The organism is Vibrio sp. 2134-1, assembly GCF_033339495.1.
Genome location: NZ_JAWOUS010000002.1, coordinates 46,197 through 67,285, shown reverse-complemented (window position 1 = coordinate 67,285; position 21,089 = coordinate 46,197). Strand labels below are relative to the sequence as shown.

16 protein-coding genes are annotated in these 21,089 nt (G+C 43.5%); 3 read left to right on the top strand and 13 right to left on the bottom strand.

Going from position 1 to position 21,089, the window contains the following annotated elements; all coding sequences use genetic code 11:
* Positions 1-14 precede the first annotated feature (14 nt).
* From R7R78_RS02660 to R7R78_RS02635, 6 genes are all read right to left on the bottom strand, one after another.
* The gene (locus R7R78_RS02660) at positions 15-1,502 is read right to left on the bottom strand and encodes a PAAR-like domain-containing protein (protein WP_225472990.1); all 1,488 of its coding nucleotides are present in this window, start codon (positions 1,500-1,502) and stop codon (positions 15-17) included.
* Positions 1,503-1,649: 147 nt separating this feature from the next.
* On the bottom strand, positions 1,650-2,441 hold the full coding sequence (gene icmH / locus R7R78_RS02655; RefSeq protein ID WP_005373354.1) for a type IVB secretion system protein IcmH/DotU: 792 nt from the start codon (positions 2,439-2,441) through the stop codon (positions 1,650-1,652).
* The gene (gene tssK, locus R7R78_RS02650; protein WP_005373357.1) at positions 2,438-3,763 is read right to left on the bottom strand and encodes a type VI secretion system baseplate subunit TssK; all 1,326 of its coding nucleotides are present in this window, start codon (positions 3,761-3,763) and stop codon (positions 2,438-2,440) included. The genes icmH and tssK overlap by 4 nt, the downstream gene beginning before the upstream one ends.
* 11 nt (positions 3,764-3,774) lie before the next feature.
* On the bottom strand, positions 3,775-4,275 hold the full coding sequence (gene tssJ, locus R7R78_RS02645) for a type VI secretion system lipoprotein TssJ (RefSeq protein WP_005386118.1): 501 nt from the start codon (positions 4,273-4,275) through the stop codon (positions 3,775-3,777).
* The gene (locus tag R7R78_RS02640) at positions 4,268-5,761 is read right to left on the bottom strand and encodes a type VI secretion system-associated FHA domain protein (RefSeq protein ID WP_213914912.1); all 1,494 of its coding nucleotides are present in this window, start codon (positions 5,759-5,761) and stop codon (positions 4,268-4,270) included. Before R7R78_RS02640 ends, tssJ begins: the two co-directional genes overlap by 8 nt.
* A gap of 9 nt (positions 5,762-5,770) precedes the next feature.
* Positions 5,771-6,370, bottom strand: coding sequence for a hypothetical protein (locus tag R7R78_RS02635; protein WP_225472989.1), 600 nt, complete (start codon positions 6,368-6,370; stop codon positions 5,771-5,773).
* A 503-nt stretch (positions 6,371-6,873) separates the two neighbouring features.
* On the opposite strand from R7R78_RS02635, the gene R7R78_RS02630 reads away from it, so the two are divergent.
* From R7R78_RS02630 to R7R78_RS02620, 3 genes are read left to right on the top strand one after another with little or no spacing between them, the layout of a single operon-like run.
* Complete coding sequence (locus R7R78_RS02630; protein ID WP_005386112.1) at positions 6,874-8,187, top strand: type VI secretion system ImpA family N-terminal domain-containing protein; 1,314 nt, start codon at positions 6,874-6,876, stop codon at positions 8,185-8,187.
* A 27-nt stretch (positions 8,188-8,214) separates the two neighbouring features.
* Positions 8,215-11,604 (top strand): type VI secretion system membrane subunit TssM, encoded by a 3,390-nt coding sequence (gene tssM, locus R7R78_RS02625; protein ID WP_225472987.1) that lies wholly within the window; start codon positions 8,215-8,217, stop codon positions 11,602-11,604.
* Between the two features lie 31 nt (positions 11,605-11,635).
* Complete coding sequence (locus R7R78_RS02620; RefSeq protein WP_005373369.1) at positions 11,636-12,088, top strand: Lrp/AsnC family transcriptional regulator; 453 nt, start codon at positions 11,636-11,638, stop codon at positions 12,086-12,088.
* Positions 12,089-12,142: 54 nt separating this feature from the next.
* On the opposite strand, the gene tssG is transcribed toward R7R78_RS02620, so the two are convergent.
* The 7 genes from tssG to R7R78_RS02585 form a co-directional block, all read right to left on the bottom strand.
* Entirely contained in the window at positions 12,143-13,141 is a 999-nt protein-coding gene (gene tssG, locus R7R78_RS02615; protein WP_042523537.1) for a type VI secretion system baseplate subunit TssG, read from the bottom strand.
* Entirely contained in the window at positions 13,138-14,886 is a 1,749-nt protein-coding gene (tssF, locus tag R7R78_RS02610) for a type VI secretion system baseplate subunit TssF (RefSeq protein ID WP_042523535.1), read from the bottom strand. Before tssF ends, tssG begins: the two co-directional genes overlap by 4 nt.
* A 10-nt stretch (positions 14,887-14,896) precedes the next feature.
* Positions 14,897-15,307 carry a type VI secretion system baseplate subunit TssE gene (gene tssE / locus R7R78_RS02605; protein ID WP_033906409.1) on the bottom strand — a complete coding sequence of 137 codons (411 nt, stop codon included), beginning with the start codon at positions 15,305-15,307 and terminating at the stop codon, positions 14,897-14,899.
* Positions 15,308-15,368: 61 nt separating this feature from the next.
* Positions 15,369-16,844, bottom strand: a complete 1,476-nt coding sequence (gene tssC / locus R7R78_RS02600) for a type VI secretion system contractile sheath large subunit (protein WP_005373378.1) — start codon at positions 16,842-16,844, stop codon at positions 15,369-15,371.
* Positions 16,845-16,852: 8 nt separating this feature from the next.
* A complete protein-coding gene (gene tssB / locus R7R78_RS02595; protein WP_005373381.1) occupies positions 16,853-17,359 on the bottom strand; it encodes a type VI secretion system contractile sheath small subunit in 507 nt (168 codons plus the stop codon).
* Between the two features lie 26 nt (positions 17,360-17,385).
* Positions 17,386-18,960, bottom strand: coding sequence for a type VI secretion system protein TssA (tssA, locus tag R7R78_RS02590; protein ID WP_225472985.1), 1,575 nt, complete (start codon positions 18,958-18,960; stop codon positions 17,386-17,388).
* Positions 18,947-20,947, bottom strand: coding sequence for a serine/threonine protein kinase (locus tag R7R78_RS02585; protein ID WP_225472983.1), 2,001 nt, complete (start codon positions 20,945-20,947; stop codon positions 18,947-18,949). The genes tssA and R7R78_RS02585 overlap by 14 nt, the downstream gene beginning before the upstream one ends.
* Between the last annotated feature and the right edge of the window lie 142 nt (positions 20,948-21,089).

The following is a 21,089-nucleotide window of genomic DNA, read 5'->3' as shown; positions in this document are numbered from 1 at the left end:
GATGGTATTGACCTCTAATAAGCATCACATTTTTCTGGTTTTTTCTTACAAACGGGACAGACAAAATCTTTTTTATCTTTGTCCTCATTTGCCTTCGCAGAACTCTTTCCTGACTGTGCAGACTCGCCAGTATTATGTTTTACTTTTGCTGGGTAAGTTTTCTCACTCTTACCTAAAATTCGAGCAAAAAGGTCATCAAACTCGCCCATCGCTTCTTTAAGCTTATCCGGTACCATCTTATCGATGATTTTTACCTCATCCGCTAACTTCAAGAAATACGTACCGAGCTCATCTGCACCCATTCTGTTTGCGTGTGAAGCCAACTCCGTTGCCACTTCAATGCAAGGTTTTAGAACATCGCTAACAATCTGGCTGGTCTGTTTTGCATAATCCATCCAATCTAACGTGCGTAGGAATTTTTCTGGATCGCCTTTACCCATGCCTCTTAAAACAGCAAGCAAAGTATCTTTTGATGTTCCTTTACCGCCTTTTAACGCAACTTTACAAGTGCCTTTGACTGCACTACCAAATGTCGGGACACAACCGATAAGCGTTAATGAAAGAGCTAGCCAGTTTTCCGACTTTTCACGTTCTTCCTCATTCAACAACGTCATAATGTTCGCTGATAAATCGCGGACATCTGCTGCTTGATCGACAACAGGGATCATGGTCAGGGCCGTATTGGCAATAATCTGTTCTACGGAGGCATCATCGTTAAAGTCACCAAGAATGACGCCCCAAACCCAGCTTGCAGCACCAGACATTCTCTTCCACGCATTCTCCCAGAAACCGACTTCTCCACGCTTAGCTTCTTCAATAATTAGCTGCGCGTTTGCACTTGGATCAAAGTTCGGGTTGGTCTTGGTTGGGACATTTGGCATAAAATCACGGCTGTCCTCGCCGTACTCTATAGCAAACTCCCCCGGAGCAACGCCACCAACAGATGCTTTACCGTTGTCGTCGAGAGTTCCTTCAAACACCGCGCCAGATTGATCTGTGAGAGTGTATGTTGCGCCTTGAACGGGTTCACCGTCTGAGTATGAGAGATACAAATCAACCGTATACGTCCCTTCCTGCTCTTCAGTCACAGAAACCGATGGGTTTTGTGCGCCACCCAAACACATAGTGTTAGCTTTGTTCATGGTCATTTGATCGGACAGGCGACATACGCCCTTACCTTCAAATTTAACCGTTGGTGAGGCTGAAATGAATTTTGCTTCGGCTTCTATCGTGCCTGAGGAAACGCCTTTTCTGTCACCGCCCGCATCGCCGGTACTTTTTGAGAACGTACTGCCCTTGATAGCGACACTGTTACCGCCATCCATAGAGACCGTCGTAGTCCCACCTGCAAGGTCTGCTGATTTAGCATTGTTGCCATAAGGGATAGGAACGACTGGCTTGCCGACCTTAGTTAAACAAACATCTGGGAGCGTTGCATTCGCTTCACCACCTGAGCCTTTATGAACTATCGAAAGTCCATTCGCACCAACTGTTACGCCCATAACCAATCCATTTGAATTTTATTGATTGAATGATAAAAGAGATCGCAAACTGCAATCTCTCTAAATAACTAGTGAATTTCACTAAAAGACCAGTGATATTCACAATAAGCCCTAAAACTGGCAGAAGATCTCATTTTAGATCTCTGGTTATCTATACATTTCAAGCAGTTGCTGAAATTTTAAGTCTATGACGATGTAGGTTGCCGCATACATAAGCGCAAACGTCATCGCACTAAGACTTAAGATCAGCTTGGGTGAAATTACCCTTTTTAACGGCTTCTTTAGATATTTAGCTTTAAGGTTGATTAAAGAAACTTTTTCTTGTTCTGCTAGGCGGTCATCTCGCACTAATCGATAAATGGTGCTGCCAATTTCCGCTAACTTTTCGTTGCCACGCTCTTCACGGCCGTACTTGCCTTGGAAACCGAGTTGAAGCAATAAATAGAGAAACTCTATAACGTGACGGTATTTGCGAGGGTCGGCTTTTAAGCGGTCGAGAATAACGAAAAACTTGTCACCACCAGATGTTTCGTTGTGGAATTCAGACAGTAAGCTGTTCTGGCTCCAGTGACTATTTGCCCCCCACTCTTGTCGACAAACAGATTCATCAATCGCCGCACACAAGCAGTAACGAATAACAAGAACCGAAGCACGATCGAGCTCCATTTCATTAAGTTTTCGTTCACCTTTTCGAATCTCACGTGCCACTTGTTCACGAAATGGCATCGGGTCATCAAGCCAAGGGATCGAAGACATACAAGACAGACTGGCGATCAACCATGAGAACTGGTCCACTAGCGGGTTAATACCCATGTTGTCGATAGATAGATCTTGTACTGCGATGTTTCTCGACAAGTCAGGCGCTGGCATTACCTCCATTGGTTTGCCAGGCTCTGGTTGGAATAAGACTACGGTGACGTCGGTTTCTGCGTAACTCATAGACGAACGGCCCAAAGTTGCAATGATAAGTTAGCGAAATCGCCCGCAACGTGAATCGCAATCGCAGCAGTGTTCTTCAATGCCATCCACTCTTCGCCCGTTTTATCGAGCTCGAAATAGGTGTAGCCAGCGTGATACGGCAGCGCACGTGGCACTACTGGCATTGGTTTGATCTCAATCCCAGGCAGTTGAAGGTTAATCAAGTCACGTATGTTATCGATAGAACCGATCTTCGTTTGGCTGACAAACTGGGTATGCAGGACATCCAAGGTCACGTCAGCTTTAACTGCGAGGATAAAGGTCGTCGTATCAATGATCTTATTGTCAGGGATTGCTGCCGTTCTGATGCCATAGTTCTGATCTTTTAAGGTCAGTGGAATTGCTCTTTGCTCAGACATCACGCTCAATGTCATTTTCGCACTGTCTAGGACGCGAGAAAGACAGCTAGTAAGATCACCATGATTGTACTTCGTAAACTCAATAGGTCGGCGTGTCGTTGAGCACAGCGTCGAAAGCTCACCTTCTGCCTGAAGAAGAATTCGATACAAAGACTCAGGATGCACAGCTTCTGTGCTGGCGAAATGCCAAAACAAGGGTTCGTATCGGTTGAGCGCTTGCAATAGCATAAAGTCAGAAACCGATGATACACCTTGTTGATCCACCACCCCTAATCGCTGAACTATCGATTCCGCGCGATGCTTCAACATAGAAGCAAACTCGGTCGCAAATTTACTCAGTACTGTCGACGCATGAATATCGATACAGGTAGGAATGAAACTATCATCTAAGATCACGCTGCCATCAGGCTTCACTTCTGAGATCTTTAAGATCGGAATAGACGTGTAAGCACTCTTATCTTCATGATCGTACATTAAGCAAAAGTTAAGCTTACCGACGACGATATTTGCCATGTCTTCCGAATCATAACAAGCGTCAACCGCTTCTTGAGATTCCATCGTATAGCGCGCACCGTCTTTTTTGGTGCCAAATAACTCAGAGCGTTCCGATGGTAACGGACAGCACAAATAAACGACTTTATCGGCAATCGAAGGATCTACATCTTTCACTTCAGGCAGCTCAGCAAGCAACGGAAGCTCAAATGGTGTCCTGTCTTGTAAAATACCTTCAGCACGAGTAATACCGATTTTACCCAGTGCTAGTAACTGAGAGTTGATTTCTAAACGTTTAATTCCCCAATGCAAAGGCGATGCATTGGCACTCAGTAGGCTCGATAGTTTACTTTGCGAACGATCGAGTTGTTGAAAATGCTGCGGCTTCATGAACATTCCATCTTGCCAAACAACTGGATTGTATAAAGACATGTTTCTATCCCTTAAAAGTAAACCTGTTCAATGCCGCGAGTGTTATCAGAAATTAACTCACTGCCCTCTAACTTGAGCTTGATGTAGTACTCGCTCTTCTCTTCAATAACTTCCACTTTTCGCCATGACGAACCATCAATATCACGAAAAGCCACTGAAAAACCGACGGCACGAGTGTCAGGGTCTAGCGTTAGCATTTCATGAACTTTTCCACCTGGCTGTATTTGATATTCGTAACGTTTGATGTACTCATCACCCAACGACGCTTTATCGCTCTCAAACAAGGCAAAGAAATCTAAGCTTCGGAACAATACTGGCGAACTTAATTCGTGAAGACGGAGAATAACTGGAGATGACTGGCCCCCATTTCTCACATTGAGTACAGGTGATGCCTCAATAACCAATTCAATCGACGAAGTTTCTGGTGTGATACCAGTGGACTCTTTAAATTGATCCCACATGGAACAACCGGACAACATGGCAAATCCGAGTAATACGGCGATACTACGCATGGTTTCCCTTAATCACTTTGTTATAGTTTTTCTTAATCAGCCCTTTTAAGGATGTTTCATTAAGCAGGCGACGATTATTAGTGTAGAAATCTAGGTATTCGGCCCACAGCTTTGACTTAGTTGAGAACAAAGACTGGCTAGCGACCCTGTTAGCAAATGCTACGGGATCGTTCGTTTCTGACTGTTCTAAAATGAGCTCATTCAGTGCTTTGTTAAACATAACTTGGTGGTCGTTCAGCTCATCGAGCATTTGTTCAACCAGTTCATTTGGAGCCAGTAATTGCTGACTATTCAAAGTAAGCATTAGCTCTGCAATGTTCGAGTTAGCCTCACTCGCATTCTGCTCATCTTTTAACGATTCCACTTCGTGCAACTCTTTCTGTAGGTTATCAATACATAAACGCAAGCAAGTGCCCATTTGCTTGAATAACTGCGCCTCGTTTGTCATCAACTCTGGGTTTCGAATACCCAAACCATCAAAAAACGCTTGCGCTATATCTTGAGAGCAAACGGCCGCATCAGTATCGACTTGTGCTTTCGTCGTACTGTTTATCGCGTGCTCTGCCGTAGGTATTTGAAGTTGCTGATTAGTGTTAGGAGAAGGCGTAAAAGATTGGGTCATCTCTTCCCATTTTGACCCTGTGTTAGCCTGTTCTACGACCATCTCAGTAACATTATGCGTACGATGTTGTCTTTGAATCGTGCTATCTGGGGCTACCGTGCCAGGTTGCATCACCTCAGCTGAGGCAATATCGGCTCTATGTGCCTTACCGCTTTCTGGCGCTAATGCATCATTGACTGATGCGTTACTCTTGGTTTCCGCAGCCATCCAGTCTTCAGGGATTAGGCTTGGCTGATCGAATTCGGAATATATGCTGAAACTGTCATCGACCACCTGACGCGTGCTTTCCACGGTTCTAGGTTGTTCAGATTCTGTACGCTCATTATCACGAATTAAGTAATCGTCATCTCGCTGTATCGAAAAGTTAAGGTGAGCAACAGGATCATGACAATCAATGTCATCCTGTTTAGTCTCCATAAACAAATCTTCTAAGGCACCGACTTTTTCTTCCTCTTCGACAACCGCATCTCCTAGACTAACCAGAGGATCGCTAGATACTCGCTCAGGAGCAATATCAGCGGCGATGTCTAGTGTTGAGGTAACGTGCTCAAGAGAAACACCAATCTCATATTGCCCTAAATAAATGATGTCACCATCAACTATCGCAACGGGTTGATTTTTTAGTATTTTATTCCCATTTACCATTGTGCCGTTAGTTGATACGTCACTTATATAGTAGGTATCTCCATACACGCTGAGCAAACAATGAGTGCCCGATATAAAGCGGTTGTGATCGGCTAAAGACACGCTACAGCTTGGGGAACGACCTATCGAACCACCACTTTCAGGCATTTCAATATGCTTTGCACCGGTGTATTCCTCTGGACACTTTGAGATAAATAAAACTAGCTGATTTGAGTACATTTACGAACCTCAAAAGAGCAAAGAAACTGATAGTTCAAGCCCACCAATTCCATCATTTACAACCGGAAGGATATAAGAGGCCTGCGGGATAATTTGTATATGGGCGTCAGGATTACTGCCTAACTTTATAGCAGTACCAAGGGTCACAACCGCACCTAACTCAAACTGGTCGATGTCTTCAACACTCTCATAACGATAGCCCTCTTGGTCTACTTGCCAGCGATTAGAATATTGCGAGTAACCGACAGACAAGCCCGCACCAACGTATGGCGTGAAAATACTCCAAGAAGTCAACGCATATTGAGGAACAACACGAAGTTCGTAGTTCGTCGCTTCTTGATATAAGCCGTTTGCTGGCGCTTCAATATCTTCTGCTAGATAGTTTAGCCCTAACCACCAACGCCAACGGTTATTGTTTTCATCAATAGGACGAGTATGAACCAAGCCGAACCTAAGCGTATCCTGCTCACCACTTTTACCTTCATCGTATTTAATGCTATCGATAGTCAACATACTGGTAGAGAGTCCATATCGCTCCCCTTTTGCCATTGCAACAGAAGAAAATAGACACATGGCTGAAATCAGCCCAATTTGACTTGGTTTTAGCATTTCGTCCCTCTAGGAAAACCGATATTCTACTTAGAGGCGAAAGATATCAATTATATTCTCTTTTTCAATAAGCCTAAAAAAACACCTATAATTTAATACATTTCAACTATCAGGTTGGTTGTTTTACCTACAAACAAAAACTAAAGAACCGACTACAGATTAAGTGACGAGACAGTAAATCTTTCTATTTAAATAGAAGTCACAGAATTTGATTGCTAATTGAACAAACCGTAATCTCCGATAACAATTTAGTTACTTTTTAACCAACGTTCTCATCTTCATATATAAGTTTCTTCTTATAAATATACTTAACTATTGATATTAATATTATGAACAAAGATCACACTAAAAGTAATTTAATTTCTTTTAATGAATTTTTATTATCTAATCCGCTTATTTTGTCTATAGAATTGCGGCAGATGTGCACTGCTTATAATTTAATATAACAGTAGTGAAATCCTATATAACTTAATACTTCTATATGATCAGTTGGAACTTTCTTTATGTTTTTTACCGACTTCGCTCGAAGACCAATCGATGAAAATAACCCAAGCGGCTCTAATCCTAATGGTTCTGAGGATTTTGACGAAATTAAACGTCAAATAAACAACCTGAATAAAGTCACAGGGAGAGTCTCGTGGAAAACGGTTCAAACACTCTCAAAAAAGATCTTGAGTACCCAAGCGAAAGACCTACGTTGTTGCTGTTACTTTACCGTTGCATCAACCTATAACGACGGCTTAAGAGGCCTTGTTGAAGGGTTAAACTCAATACTTGATGTATGCGTCGTATATTGGTTCAACGCGTATCCAGAGCATTCAAAGTCAAAGGCACGAATGAGCGCTATTGAATGGATGGTAGAGCATACTGAAAAACGAATTAATAAGCATCGGGCGTTACCAGAAGAGCTTCCATTGATAGAGGCAGCACATCAATTATGCTTGAGGATTGAGGAAGAGCTTCGTCTTCATTACGGTATTGAAGCGCCGTCATTAGGTCGCATTCGCCGTATTTTGAATCAATGGATTGAGCAGATAAAAGAACAACAAATTGCGGCTGAGTTACGCGAGAAAAAACAAGCCAACACTAGCGCTCCTGCAGCAACGCAGAAGGCACCTGAAATTAAAGTGAATGTGTCTCCCTCTCCGGCACCGGTGTCATCACCCAACCTAAATAGCCAAGAGAAAGCATCCCCGGCAAAGTCTGGTCGATTTATGATCTACTTCGTTATTGGTTTGATTGTTACTGCGATATGTTCACATTTCATGTACGAGCAACAACGTTATCGAACATTGGAACAAAAAATTAATCAAGCTTCACTTAATGAACTTGTAAATTTGGTCGCCTCGTTAGATTACGAAAATAAAAAATATGCTCAGTCATTGAAAACGCAGGCCATTAATCGTGTCGATATTATGATGAATAACTGGTTTTTAGACTCAGCAAAAGTAAGTAACGTCAGCGAGCTCGATAGCTTGACCAATGAATTAATCGCGATCTATCCGGATTCGTCTTCTGCACAGCAACTACGTCAGAACTTTTTGACACAGAGCGCCCATTTAGAAGACCAGTTTATGGATGTTTATAAGCGATTCTCAGACGCAAGAACGGTGTTTGCCAACGTAGCTAGACAGAATGTAGATAAGAACTCTGAAAAGGCGTACGAATACAGTAACTCGTTATTCCCGCTTTTAGGTCGTATTGAATACGCTGAAAAGTATTCACAGCAAAAGGAAATTGACCGCGCAACCCTTTTACTGAACATCTACCTATATAAATTGAGTCAGCTACAAGCTGAAAAAACTGACAATAAATAACAATACAATTAAAGAAGTTTTAGGCTTATGTTCAAACAAAAACTGTTTAGAAATCCAGTGGTGATTTCTACTATATTGATGTTTTTAGTGGCTGCAATTATCACCACTATTTATCTGCTTTTTCTTGACGAAATCGATCAACTTTATCTTTGGCTGACCCTTGGTACTATCGCCATTGTTTACGTCACTTTTCAATTCACATTATGGTTGAAGAAAAAGAACAACGCTAAAGCTCAACATTTGGAAACCGAGGAAGAAGCACTTTCTATGGTTATCCAGCCTCTTCTTGCTAACTCAGGCAAGAAACCAATTTACCTGATGCTTGGTAATAAAGGGTCAGGGCGACGTCAATTTTTATTTAATTCTAGTGCAATTAAACCGATGGATCGCACTAGAACCGCTAAGAATGACTTTTTTGAATGGTACGAATCTGACAGCGCTGTATACATCAAACCTGACCAACGCTTAGTGTTCCAGGAAGTATCAAGCAGTGATGCTTCTTTATGGAATACGTTCATTGAAGAAGTTATTCATCATCGACCTCGAAAGCCATTTTCTGGGTGTCTATTCTTCACCGATTTCGAGTTCATGATCGTCTCTGAGCCAGAACAAAAAGAGTACACCATTTCGTCGTTATTGGCGCGCTTGAGTACCATCAACTCTAAAACGTCTTCAGCATTGCCAATCTATTTGATTATGTCAAAGCTAGACAAGTTAGACGGCTTTAAAGAATACATGCACTTTAGCTCTCTCAAGACACGTGTTGAGTTCCTCTCTATCCCACTAAAAGAAGCCAAAGGTGTATTTGCAGAGTACTACCGCGATAGCTATCGAAATCTAGTGAGAGTGCTTGAAAGTAATGCGCTAGATGCATCCGCTAATTCAACGGACATTGATGAGAAACAAGCAATACTCGCTTTCCCTAAGCAGTTTGAGCTATGTCAGTCTGAAGTCAGCTATGTGCTTGAGCGTCTATGTGATGTTAACAACGGTGTCTATTCACTAGACATCCGTGAGATTTTCTTTAGTTCGAGTCTGCAAGGCGGTCGCAAGTACAATTTACTTGCAAAAAGTTGTAGTAATTACTTCAACTTACCTATTATCGCGTCAGAGCATACTCAGTTAACAGAAACGCCTTATTTCTCTCGCTTTCTGATTGATTCACAAATATTGCCGGAAAGCGACTTTGCGGGCGAAAACAAGACGTATCTTCGTCTAATTCAGAGACAAAGCCGTTTGGCAATACTCGGCTCTATTATCCTGCTTACTGGGGGCAGTTACTTCTTTTTCACGACATTAGACAGTAACTTACATGTGATGAATCAACTCTTGAGTATCGATGACAAATCACAAGTGGAGCAAGATGCAAGATTCGATGAGCTTTTAGCGAAGGCGACGAAAGAAATAGAGCCTTCTTATGGGGCGTGGCTTAAAGGTTCTAAGGCTTTGGATGAAGAGATATTACCACTCAACATTAGCCGTTTGGATCAAAGCACTCGCATCGCTTACGAAGCATTACTTAAGGACGTTGCTCAACAGTTGATACCTCTCATTGAGAAAGGTTACCGTCTACAACTGACACAAAATCAAAACACTTTTACACGCGCTTTACCTCTATTGAAGGGGTATCTAATGCTAAACGATCCAACAAAGCGTGATATCCGTTTTTTGCGTCATCAAACTCTCCAAATGATGAACGACTTGAGCAACCAAAATGACGTCGTCAATCAGGCGATGCGCTATTTGGACGCTTACTTTCGCACACAGTTTGATCCAATTGATATCAATATGGATCTTGTTCGCGCAACACGTCGCTCATTGCTAGCAAATTCGAATGTTGATCTCGTTTATGCAGGCATTTTAAACGAAGCAAATTCGATTGATTTAGGAACCCTAGATCTGCAACGAGCTGTGGGTTTTGAGTTTAGCAATGTGTTCAACACACCAATCGATAGCGAACGCTTGATCGTAGATAAGATCTATACCTCCACTGGTTTTAGCACTTTTTATCGACCACGCGTGGACCTAATGTCACAACAAGTCATCAGTGACAACTGGGTTTTAGGTCTGTCACAACACGTTATTCCTACTAGTGAAGAACAAGAAGCCTTCAAAGAGGAAGTACGTAAAAAATATACTGACGACTACATCAGTAATTGGCGCAATGCGCTGAGTGAACTAAAAGTCCAGAACTATGACAATGTCGGCGATCTAACGAACGCGATAGACTTAATCTCGGGCCCTTCTTCACCAATGACAACCGTACTGAAGCAGGTCTATGCCAACACACAATTTTCACCCGTTGGTGAAAAAAATGCTCTGATTTCAAAGCTAGACCCGAAACTCGTGGCAGCGGCAGACTCCGCATCAGACGCAGTAGAGGAAGTAGTTAAGCCTGATTACTTGTTGATGAAACGTGTTGAACAAGCTTTTCACTTATTAAACCAACTTCAGGTCAGTGAAACACCAAACTCCCCTACTCCTTGGGATGAGACCGTAACAGCGCTAAGCCGTGTTCGCACGTATATGAAAGACATCGCTGATGCACCTGACCCGCAAATGGCGGCGCTAGCGGCAGCTCAGCATCGAATGAACAGCAGTGAAGCTGACCCATTAATAAAACTTAAACAGATTGCCCAAAAATCACCGGAACCCGTTCGTAGCTGGTTGTTAGATGTGGTTCAACAAAGCTGGTCAGTCATGATTAAAGAGTCCGCTAAAGGCATTCAAACCCAATGGTACAGCGAGATTTACACCAAGTTTAAAGAGATAGGGCTAGGACGATACCCATTTGATCTAACAGCGACCGAGGAAATCTCAATTGAAGATTTTGAATTACTGTTTGCTTCAGGTGGCTTGTTAGACACATTTATTAAGAAAAATTTTGCACCGTTCTACGATACCAATTTGTGGACGCCAAAACAGGTGGATGGCGAGACGATGCCAATCTCTCCGGCTCTGTTAGTGCAACTGCGTAACTATAACGTTATTCGAGACACATTAATTAATAAAAGCACTAACCGCGTTCATATTCCGTTTAGTGCAAGAGTACTCGATCTTGATTCTAGTGCGATTAGAGCGAGCTTAAAAATTGCAGATACCAATATAAGTTACTACCACGGTCCAAGCCGCATTCGTGAAATGGCATGGCCACCGCAAAATGGTGACTTCAATATTAGTATCACACTCCAGGATGTAACCGATGAAGGCAGACAGCACGTTTTAAATAAGAGTGGTCAATGGGCGATATACAGATTGCTAGGTGACTCGACCTTGACAAACACTCATAACGGCAGCTTTGTCAGTGACATAAAAGTGTCAGGGAGGGACTTGAGCTTACGCATCACTCCGTTGACACAGAAAAACCCATTCACTCTTGCTGAGCTGTATAACTTTACGCTCCCTGAGTCGATTTAATAACAATATAAAAACAAAATAGGCAGAACACATGATTTCAAACATGACTTTACAAGGTTTAGATAAATTAGATCGAAAAATACTTTCAAGTCTATTGTCGAATGGGCGAGAGTCGATTGCGAATCTATCCCGAAACATTGGTTTGTCTCGAACAGCAGTAGCAGAAAGAATTAATCGTTTAGAAAAGACCGGTATTATCAAAGGCTATACCGCACAGATTCGTGTAGAAAATGAAGGGCGAAAAGCCGCTAGTTATCTACTGATCTCTTGTGAAAAGGGTAAGAAGAATGATGTAACGAATGCACTTAAAGAAATCCCTGAGGTTCGCTTAACGAGCGTTGTTGGTGGCAACTTTGATATTATTGCCCTAATTGAAGCGCCCGACCTGCAGTCTATTCATCATCTTTGTAATGAAATTGAATCATTTAACGGCATTCAAAGGCTTGATACTACCGTTGTACTGCACCAGCCGATCAGTCGTTAAGCTTTTCTGACCTCTTCGAGGAAAACATAAAGGGCCGCTCGTTGAGCGGCTTTCTTATATGCTTCCGATAAGTCGAATTTTGGCGTCTTTATCCCCTGGGTTACCAAGCCAGAACGTTTGACCTAGTTGGTTCCCTTCTCCATTACCCAGTTTGTTTTCTGGAATACTGTCTAGGTTAACTGTCAACTTTAGGTCCCACGACATTGGGTCACGCAGAATAAAGCGCATCAAGCCCACCAGCGTCTTATGTAACTCACCATCGTAGGAAAACTGCTTAAACGTTTCAAAATCAATGTTGTCGATACACAAGTTAAACTTGCCGTTCAAATCCGCAATGCTTTGTCCCAAGTGTAAGCTTTGCCCCAATACACAATTGGAACGATTGAGTTTGTTACGCTGGCTTTCAGCGATTTCTACGCGTCTATAAACCCATTCTTCGATTCGCACATTCGGCAGTGAAAAGTAGTGCGAAACAATACCGGAAATAAGCTTAGGTGAACGTGTACGCGTAGATAACTGGTTCACGTAAGACAGAACTTTCGCTCGATCTAACTCCGCGACTTCACAATCTTGCATAACGCTAGAGAGACCAGCCAAATGCAGTATGCGCCCAGAAAACGCATCGCTTGCCCCGCTTTTGTACTGCACGTGATATCGGTATTTCTTCCAAACACGATACAGTAAGCTTGTATAGCGGTTGTGGAAAAAGTCGAAGAAATCCTTCACTGGGTTATCATCGGGATCACGACCGACGAGTTTCTCAGTGTAAGACGCTGGCAGGGGCGAGCTTGAACCATGCAAGCCAAGAAAGTTCGTCTCAATACGTGAATATTGCTTTCCGTTTCTTTCCATATGAGTAATAAAATCCATATCACTCTTTGGAAAGCACAGGTTTGGCGACACGCTGAACTCAATTCGCTCTTGATGGAAGTATTTGTTCTCGCCCACGGCAACAAAATTTGAGTTTGGCTCCAGCTGGTAGTGTTTCTCTAACAGCAACACCGCTTGGTAGAAACTAAACTCATTCGACTTATCAGAAAGTGTGTTAATCATAGTATCGTCTGCTGCCCGATTAGGCTTGCCCAGTTGTAAACCTCGCCCGTCGCTTCATCGAACACCTCTAGTTCGGTAAAGGAGTTCACACTCGAATACAAACGGATAAATTCATTCAATACCGTGGCCATAAGGAACATATCGCCTTCATTTACGAAGAACTTAGAGTCCGTCACGAGCTTGAATTGGTTACCACGCACAGATACACCACGAAATACGCGATCGATTGGTTTCATCTCTGAAGAAATAATGCCATCAAGTCGATGAATCGACGCGCGGTGGGCTTGTCTATCAACACGAGAATGGAAGTCGTAAGTCGAGAGCAACACTTTCAACACATCGATATTCGCTAAAGACAAGTAGTTAAGCGACATATTGGCAATCAGCTGCCATTGAAGTTCACCATTAACCTGAGGACTTACTGACTGTGTTGGCTTAGTAATGTTTTTAAACGTCGCATACGTTGGCGACTTGTGCGTCGCGTACGTGATATCTCCTACTGACAGGCGCTCCGCTAAGTCCGCGTTACTGCATTGCAGTTTCATCAATACTGTTTCAGTCCCTAAATCCGCGATGTCGCCATTGTGAGTATGGAATGAGATATAGCGCTCTAACCCTCTTCCGCTTACTCGCTCACCTACTTTGGATTTGTAGAACTCTCGCTTATCACGTTGGTTGATTTGGTGCTCAAACGACTCAAATTCGATTAATGGTTTACGACGGCGTTCGTCCTTACTCCAACTCTCCACTTGCTCAATGGAATAAACCTCGTAATGCTCTTGAGTGTTACTTTGTGGACGCACCTTGTACTCGTTTCGTCGATGCTCTAAACGGATTGGATCGCCGTCTTTTTCAAACAAGTTAACCGCAGGTGTGCAGTGCAACCTTAAGTGTTTATCTTTAAGTACCACTTCTGAAGGCAAAGCACGCTTAAAGTGGAATTTGATTTTGACCGTGCTGCGTTGCGGAATGCCTTTTAGCCACTCTAAGCCTTTAATGTCGAAGAACATGAACTTATCTGGCAAAGAGAAGAATTCTTGCAGCAAACGGTAGCCTGCAAAGGAATTTTTGCTGTAAGGCAACAGCGCCTCGTCCTCTTCATGCCCGACTGGCTTAACGTATTCTGGCCCTAAACGATGTTTGTAGCCGCCACCAACATCCAACTCGACGTAATCTAGATAACGGAACAGCCATAAGAAGACAGTGCGAGTAATATGAATCTCACCATGCAGGTGCAAACGCAACGTATCTAAACCGATACGAGACAGTTCCAGGCCATGCTCCGTCGATAACGTCACATCAATCATCGAACTGGTGCGGCTGTTAGTTTGTTCGATGTTAGTAATCGTAACTGGGTATAGATTGACGTCATAACAAGTACGGAACAAACACTGCGTGCCTTCTACCTGTTCGCTGGCCATTTCCGCACCACGTTTCACCACGGTTTTCTCAGTAACACTTCCGGTATGCGGTTTTAGTTCGCTAATGCACAAAGACGGAATCGAACGCATGTAATGTGGCCACAGCAAAGTCATCAGAGATTGCGTTAGCTCAGGAAGTTCATCGTCAATCTTTTCGCGGATGCGTCCGGTCAAAAAAGCAAAACCTTCCAGCAGTCGTTCGACATCTGGATCAAAAGTTCCTTCAGAGAGAAAGTGAGTTAACTTCGGATGATATTTGGCAAACTCACTACCCGACTCGCGTAAATACGTGAGTTCATCTTGAAAGTATTTACTGTTACTCAAGTGGCACCTACTAAACGTTAAATTGGCCGTCGGTTCCCATGTAGACATCGATCGACATTGGGACTTTACCGCCGTTATGGGAAACTTCGCCGCGAATACCAAAGCCGAGTTGTAATGGATTATGGTGGTCTTCACGGTAATGAACCTCGACATTAAACAGTCGGGGCTCAAAGCGTTCTATGGTTGACGTGATGTTTTTTTGAATATGGCGAACGAGGTTTGTGTTGTTAGAAAGTACGTCGTTAAAATCTGGCAGACCATACTCATTGTCGATCATTGCGTTGCCGGAGTGCGTATTCAACAAGTCAGCGAGATGCGAGTGAATGGATTCAATCAAATGCTTATGAGACACCACTTTCTCGTAGCAGTTTTTTGGTTCTCCTAGCTCGATCCGCTCTAAAAGACGGTAACCTTTTTCCATATGCGGTCCTACGAAAAAAGCAGCCAGTCTTCACTGGCTGCTTGATGGTTTCAGTAATGGGTTATTGGTCTAGCTTACCAACTAGAGACAAGTCGAAGCTTGCGCCCATGTACTTGAAGTGAGGACGTACAGACATCGATACTTTGTACCAGCCTGGATCGCCTTCTACGTCTGATACTTCAACCTTCGCAGCACGAAGCGGACGGCGACCACGAACTTCCGCTGGCGGGTTCTCTTGGTCAGAAACGTATTGACGAATCCACTTGTTCAATTCGATTTCTAGGTCAGAACGCTCTTTCCAAGAACCAATTTGCTCACGCTGTAGCACTTTGATGTAGTGCGCTAAACGGTTGATAATGAACATGTAAGGAAGCTGAGTACCTAGCTTGTAGTTCATCTCTGCTTGTTTGCCTTCCGGCGTATTCGCAAACACTTTCGGCTTTTGAACAGAGTTTGCAGAGAAGAACGCCGCGTTGTCAGAACCTTTACGCATGGTTAGCGCAATGAAGCCTTCTTCTGCTAGCTCATACTCACGACGGTCAGAAACCAGGATCTCGGTTGGGATCTTAGTCTCGATTTGACCCATAGCTTCAAAGTTGTAAACCGGTAGATCTTGTACAGTACCACCGCTTTGAGGACCAATAATGTTCGGACACCAACGGTACTTAGCAAATGATTCACTGATCTTAGACGCCATCGCGTACGCTGAGTTGCCCCATAGGTAGTTATCATGGCTGTCTGTCACTTGCTCATCGTAGTCAAACGCCTTAATTGGGTTATCTTCTACAGAGTAAGGCGTACGTAACATAAAGCGAGACGTACATAGACCTAAATAACGTGCATCTTCGTGCTCACGCAGACCACGCCATTTCGCGTACTGTGGACCTTCGAATACAGACTTCAGATCTTTTAGGTTTGGCAGCTCTTCGTAGCTGTCTAGGCCAAAGAATTTAGCCGATGCCGACGTGATGAATGGTGCGTGAGACATTGCGCCTACGTTCGCCATGTATTCCATCAGTTTGATGTCAGGCGAAGAGGCAGACATAGCGTAATCACAAATGACGGCGCCAACAGGTTTACCACCGAACTGGCCGTATTCACGTGTGTAGATTTGCTTGTACAGGCCAGACTTCACCACCTCTGGAGCGTCTTCGAAGTCATCAAGAACTTCGTCTTTCTTCGCAGAGATCAGTTCAATTTGAATGTTCTCGCGGAAGTCAGTGTGATCAACCAGGTACTTAAGGCCACGCCACGTTGATTCAATCGCTTGAACTTCTTCGTTGTGAAGAATTGCATCAACTTGCTTAGACAATTTTTGGTCGATTTCAGAGATCATCAGATCAACCAGAGATTGGTCGACTTTCTCTGTGTTCGAACTGCTTAGTAGCTCACTGATGAATGCTTCTACGCCGCGTTTTGCAACGTCAAAACCTTCATCACTTGGCTTTAAACGTGTTTCGTTAAGAATGCTATCCAGAAGTGAGCCTGATTCAACTAAGGCTGCTTCTTGTTCTGGCGCTTGTGCTTCTGCAGACATGATATCCCTTACTCTTCTTTCGCGTCTTGGTCGTTGCCAATGCTTAGTTCATCCAACAGTTTCTTTCTCGCTTCTTCATCTTGAAGAACCGATGCGATCTTCTTACGGAACGCAGGAACATTTCCTAGAGGACCTTTAAGTGCAACCAAGGCTTCGCGAAGCTCAAGTAGGCTGTTTAGTTCAGGTACACTTTTCGCGATCGCTTCAGGTGAGAAGTCCTTCATGTTTTGGAACGTCAGATCAACACCAATCTGGCCGCCTTCTTCATCAGAAAGACGGTTTTCAACGTTGACTTTAACGTTTGGAGACATGCCCTCTAGCACTTCGTTAAAGTTGTCTTTGTCGATGTTAATTGGAGTACGTTCTTCAATTGGTGTCTCATCTGCACGCGCAGTAAAGTCGCCAACTACCATCATGCTTAGCGGCAGCTCTACGTCTTCTTGCGTATCGCCAGTTGCTGGAACATAACGGATATTAATTCGCTCTTTAGGAGCCACCGAGCCGTCACGTGACATAATTCGTTCCTTATCTAACTCTTTAATTAGTCGTAAATTGCTTTCCACTCTTCATACTTCTCAGGTAGAAGATCCTTGCTTCCAAATAACCGATGGAGTGTTTTTCGAATTAGGTCTTCTAACTGTGACGATAAGTGGGGTTCCCAGCTCGCGAGATTAAACGCTTTTTGTACTTCCCACCCCTTCTCAAGATACGGCAAACACAACGGGTATAATCCAACAGACTGGTAAGCTGCTATCAATTGTAAATACAGCATGAACTGCCCACGTCCCGAGCTATCCAGCTCAAGTTTGTGGGCAAGCTCTGCGGCACATTCCCCTAGATTTTCTAGAGTGATATCCTCCATTGGCAGCGAGTCTTCCTGCGAAATCACAACCGTTTGAACAACGGGTTGAGAAGTCGAAGAAGTAGTATCTTGAGTCGATAACCAGCTCAAGGTCGCTTCATCTGCAAATGGTATAGAATTCTTAAATGAGAGGTGCTCTATGCCCTCTAGTGAGTCAACAAAACGCGTCACTTCTTGTTTCACAGCAAGCGCTGCATCATCAAAGCCCAAGTTATTAAGCATCGAATACACGAAGTAATGGCCCGTCAGCCAAAACGGCGCATCCGTTAATGTGCGCTCCAAACGCTTAATCGTGTCGATGTCGCTTTCTTGGTCAGCTTTATCTCGGTATTCCGCTTGTTGATCGGACGACACTGCCAAGCTCAAAGGCGTTTGATTGTTTTGGTGGTCGGGTAGACCATCAATGTCATCCCAAGTCAGATGACGATAAATCCGGTAAGCCAGCGGATCACTTGGGTTCGCATGAAGCATGACTTCCGCCACCTTCTTCAAGGTGCGCTTAGAAGCCGTAGGCGAAGAGAAGTCCGTATCGACATCGACTTCTTTTGCTACCGCTTTCTTAACTGGCGCAGGTTTAGGGGCCGGCGGAACCGCCTTCACCGGTGCGGTTTGCACTTCACTCTGCGCTGGCGTTTCTGCGGCAGCAGGCTGCGTAGCTGGTGCAGGCGCCGCTTGTTCGACGTTAACGACTGCATCATAGCTCTGCTCATCAGCCACCGCTTGTTGAGATAAGACATTGAGTTGAGTGCGAATCTCAAAGAAATCCGCTTCTGAGTCTTGGTAAACCTCGTCGTACTGGCGCTGCACTTCTTCAATAGTCGAAATGCAGTTTGATACCAAATCCCATGACTGAGCGCTTTCCGCTAACTTGCTACTGACCAGTTTAAACTGATGGTTCAACCATTCAACCGCGCCATCTCGACCCCGCTTTCGCGAAGGATACAATTCAACGCCAAAGCGACTTAACGCCTCACTAAGCAGCTTTAGACCTTGTTCAAAGCCTTGCAGACCAAACTCTTCTGTTAGCGCGCGAACGAGGTAACAAATGGCTTTTAAGTCTTTACTGTGGTGCTCTAGAACTTCAGTCGCGTGCGTTTTTACCACGCTCCAATCTACTGTTTCGCCAAACAAGGAACCGAATTTCTTTACTTCAGATTCCATCATCTCGTAGCAAAACTCGTAACGGGCATCGTTTCCCACTGGAGATTCATCAGAAATAGGATTAAGCAGACGATCGATATCAATGTTGGACAAAATTCACGTCTCCTTCAGTCAAGTAATCTCTCAACGCACGCGCTACCGCAATTGCGCCATTTGCTGGCTTAGATAACCGATGGCTCTGCTCTATCGCATCCGACGCCATGCTATCTAGAATTTTCGTGATTTCTGTAAATTTGCTTGGTGCATTCCGTTCTAAATCGGCAAGGGATTCATGTAGCTTTTGTTTGTCGTAAACGGATTGCTCCATCACGGTGCTAAACAAAATAAATTCGCTTCTTGCGACGATTAAATCCTTTATTTTTTTGTCTAGTTCTGGCGTATTACCGAAGTAGGCTTTGGCTAATTCAGCTTCTTCAATTGCTTTGGTGTAAAAGTGCGCCTCTGCATGTTTATCGATGGAGTCATTAATATTTTCCATCACAGCCTTTGGTAAGATTTGGTTGTAGAAATAGGCTTGTGACTGGTTTAATAACCATGCCTCTTTCATTTCATTTTCTGCGAGCTTAGCTTCACCATCTAAAATTAAGCGAGCAATCTGCTTATCTCGACTGCCAGCTATGGCAGATACTTTCATGGAATCGATAGACGCGACATTTAATCCAGACATCACTTTAGTCAACGCCTCATCCGCATATGGAAACAGGGCACCGTCACGAACAAGGGTTTCTCGCAAGGTGACAAGCTCCTTACGTAAATCGACTAATGCCATTGGTAAGCCATCCGCTAACGATTGATACGACGTTAACTGAGCCTGTTTTTCTTCATATAAATTCGAGAGGCTTAACTGCTGAGCTTGATATGCTGTTCGATAAGCTACTGTCATATCAATACTCTGAGTAGCTTGAGACAATTCTTCTTTGATTTTCCATGGAGGCTGAGCCAAAAAAGAAGCCGTTTCAGAGGGCGTAATAACGTGAGTTACAGTAGTGACACCTCGGGAAAAAATGGCATCCAATTGATCTTTATTCTGTTGATACAAATAACTTCCTGCTGTTGCCAGCACACTCAACACTAAGCTCGCCTCTAATATTTTAAAGCGACCATACGCCGTTTTATCATTTGGCTTACAGTGTGTAAGCAGCAAGTCCGCGTTACGCAAGCTACTGAAAATTGGTGCGTTAGAATTTGAGCTAATTGATTGCGTATCGATTCGCGCTAACTGTTGAGCAAAAGAAATAGCGGTATAGCCATGCCCTCTTGGTTTGTTGATGACTTCTTTCAGCAATTTCCAAATATGAGCCGGGATCAAAGCCGGACGCTTTCGATCTTTTAACTGCTTATTCCAAGCATCACCAAATATTGATCCTAAAAATAGGTGTCCAGCGAGCAAAGCGAGAGAGTAAACATCATCTTGCGGTTCCGCGATGCCAGTTTCTATATAAAGAGGGGAAGCGTAGCTCAAGCTTGCTTCTGCGTAAGGTTCTGTCTCTCCAATGTAACGAGCAGCGCCGAAATCAATGAGCTTAACGTAATCGCCTTCACTCACTAATACGTTAGATGGTTTAATATCAAGATGGCAGATACCTCTTGTATGCATAAACTCTAGAGCGCCAGCGAGTTGATACACCAACCAAGCGATGTGGTCGTGGCGGAAGCCTTTAGAAGAATGACGCTCCATTTTTTCTGCCAGTGATTCACCTTGGATCCACTCGTACATCAAATATGGGCGTTCGAATTCGTTGCCGATTTTTACAAAGTTAGCCACGCTAGGGTGTTGAGAAAGCTCCAGCCTGCTCGCTTCGTTAATCAACATTTTGCTCGCAAATTCTGGCGAGTCATCATTGATAACTTTGCAACAGATTTGCTTCTCTGGCTGCCCTTTTTTTGCAAGATGGTAAACCGTTGTCTTACCATTTTTAGAAGGAAGCTTGTCTAATACATCAAACTGTGAAAAAAGCACGTACTCAAGCTTCGGCTTATTTTTTTCTGCTAGCCTTTGCTCATTCAGTTTCTTTTTCTCAATAGCTTTAACAACCAACTGATCGATATATCCTTTGGCTGTACTCTGATTATTAGACACTTAGTACTCTTTCATAGAATAAATATTATTAGAGTTGAATAATATTTTCTTGAACGTACTTGTATCAAGGTTGGTATTTAAAACAAACAGTAAGCCTATTATTTTAGTTATTATTACTAACTTATTAGACCTTTTTACTTAC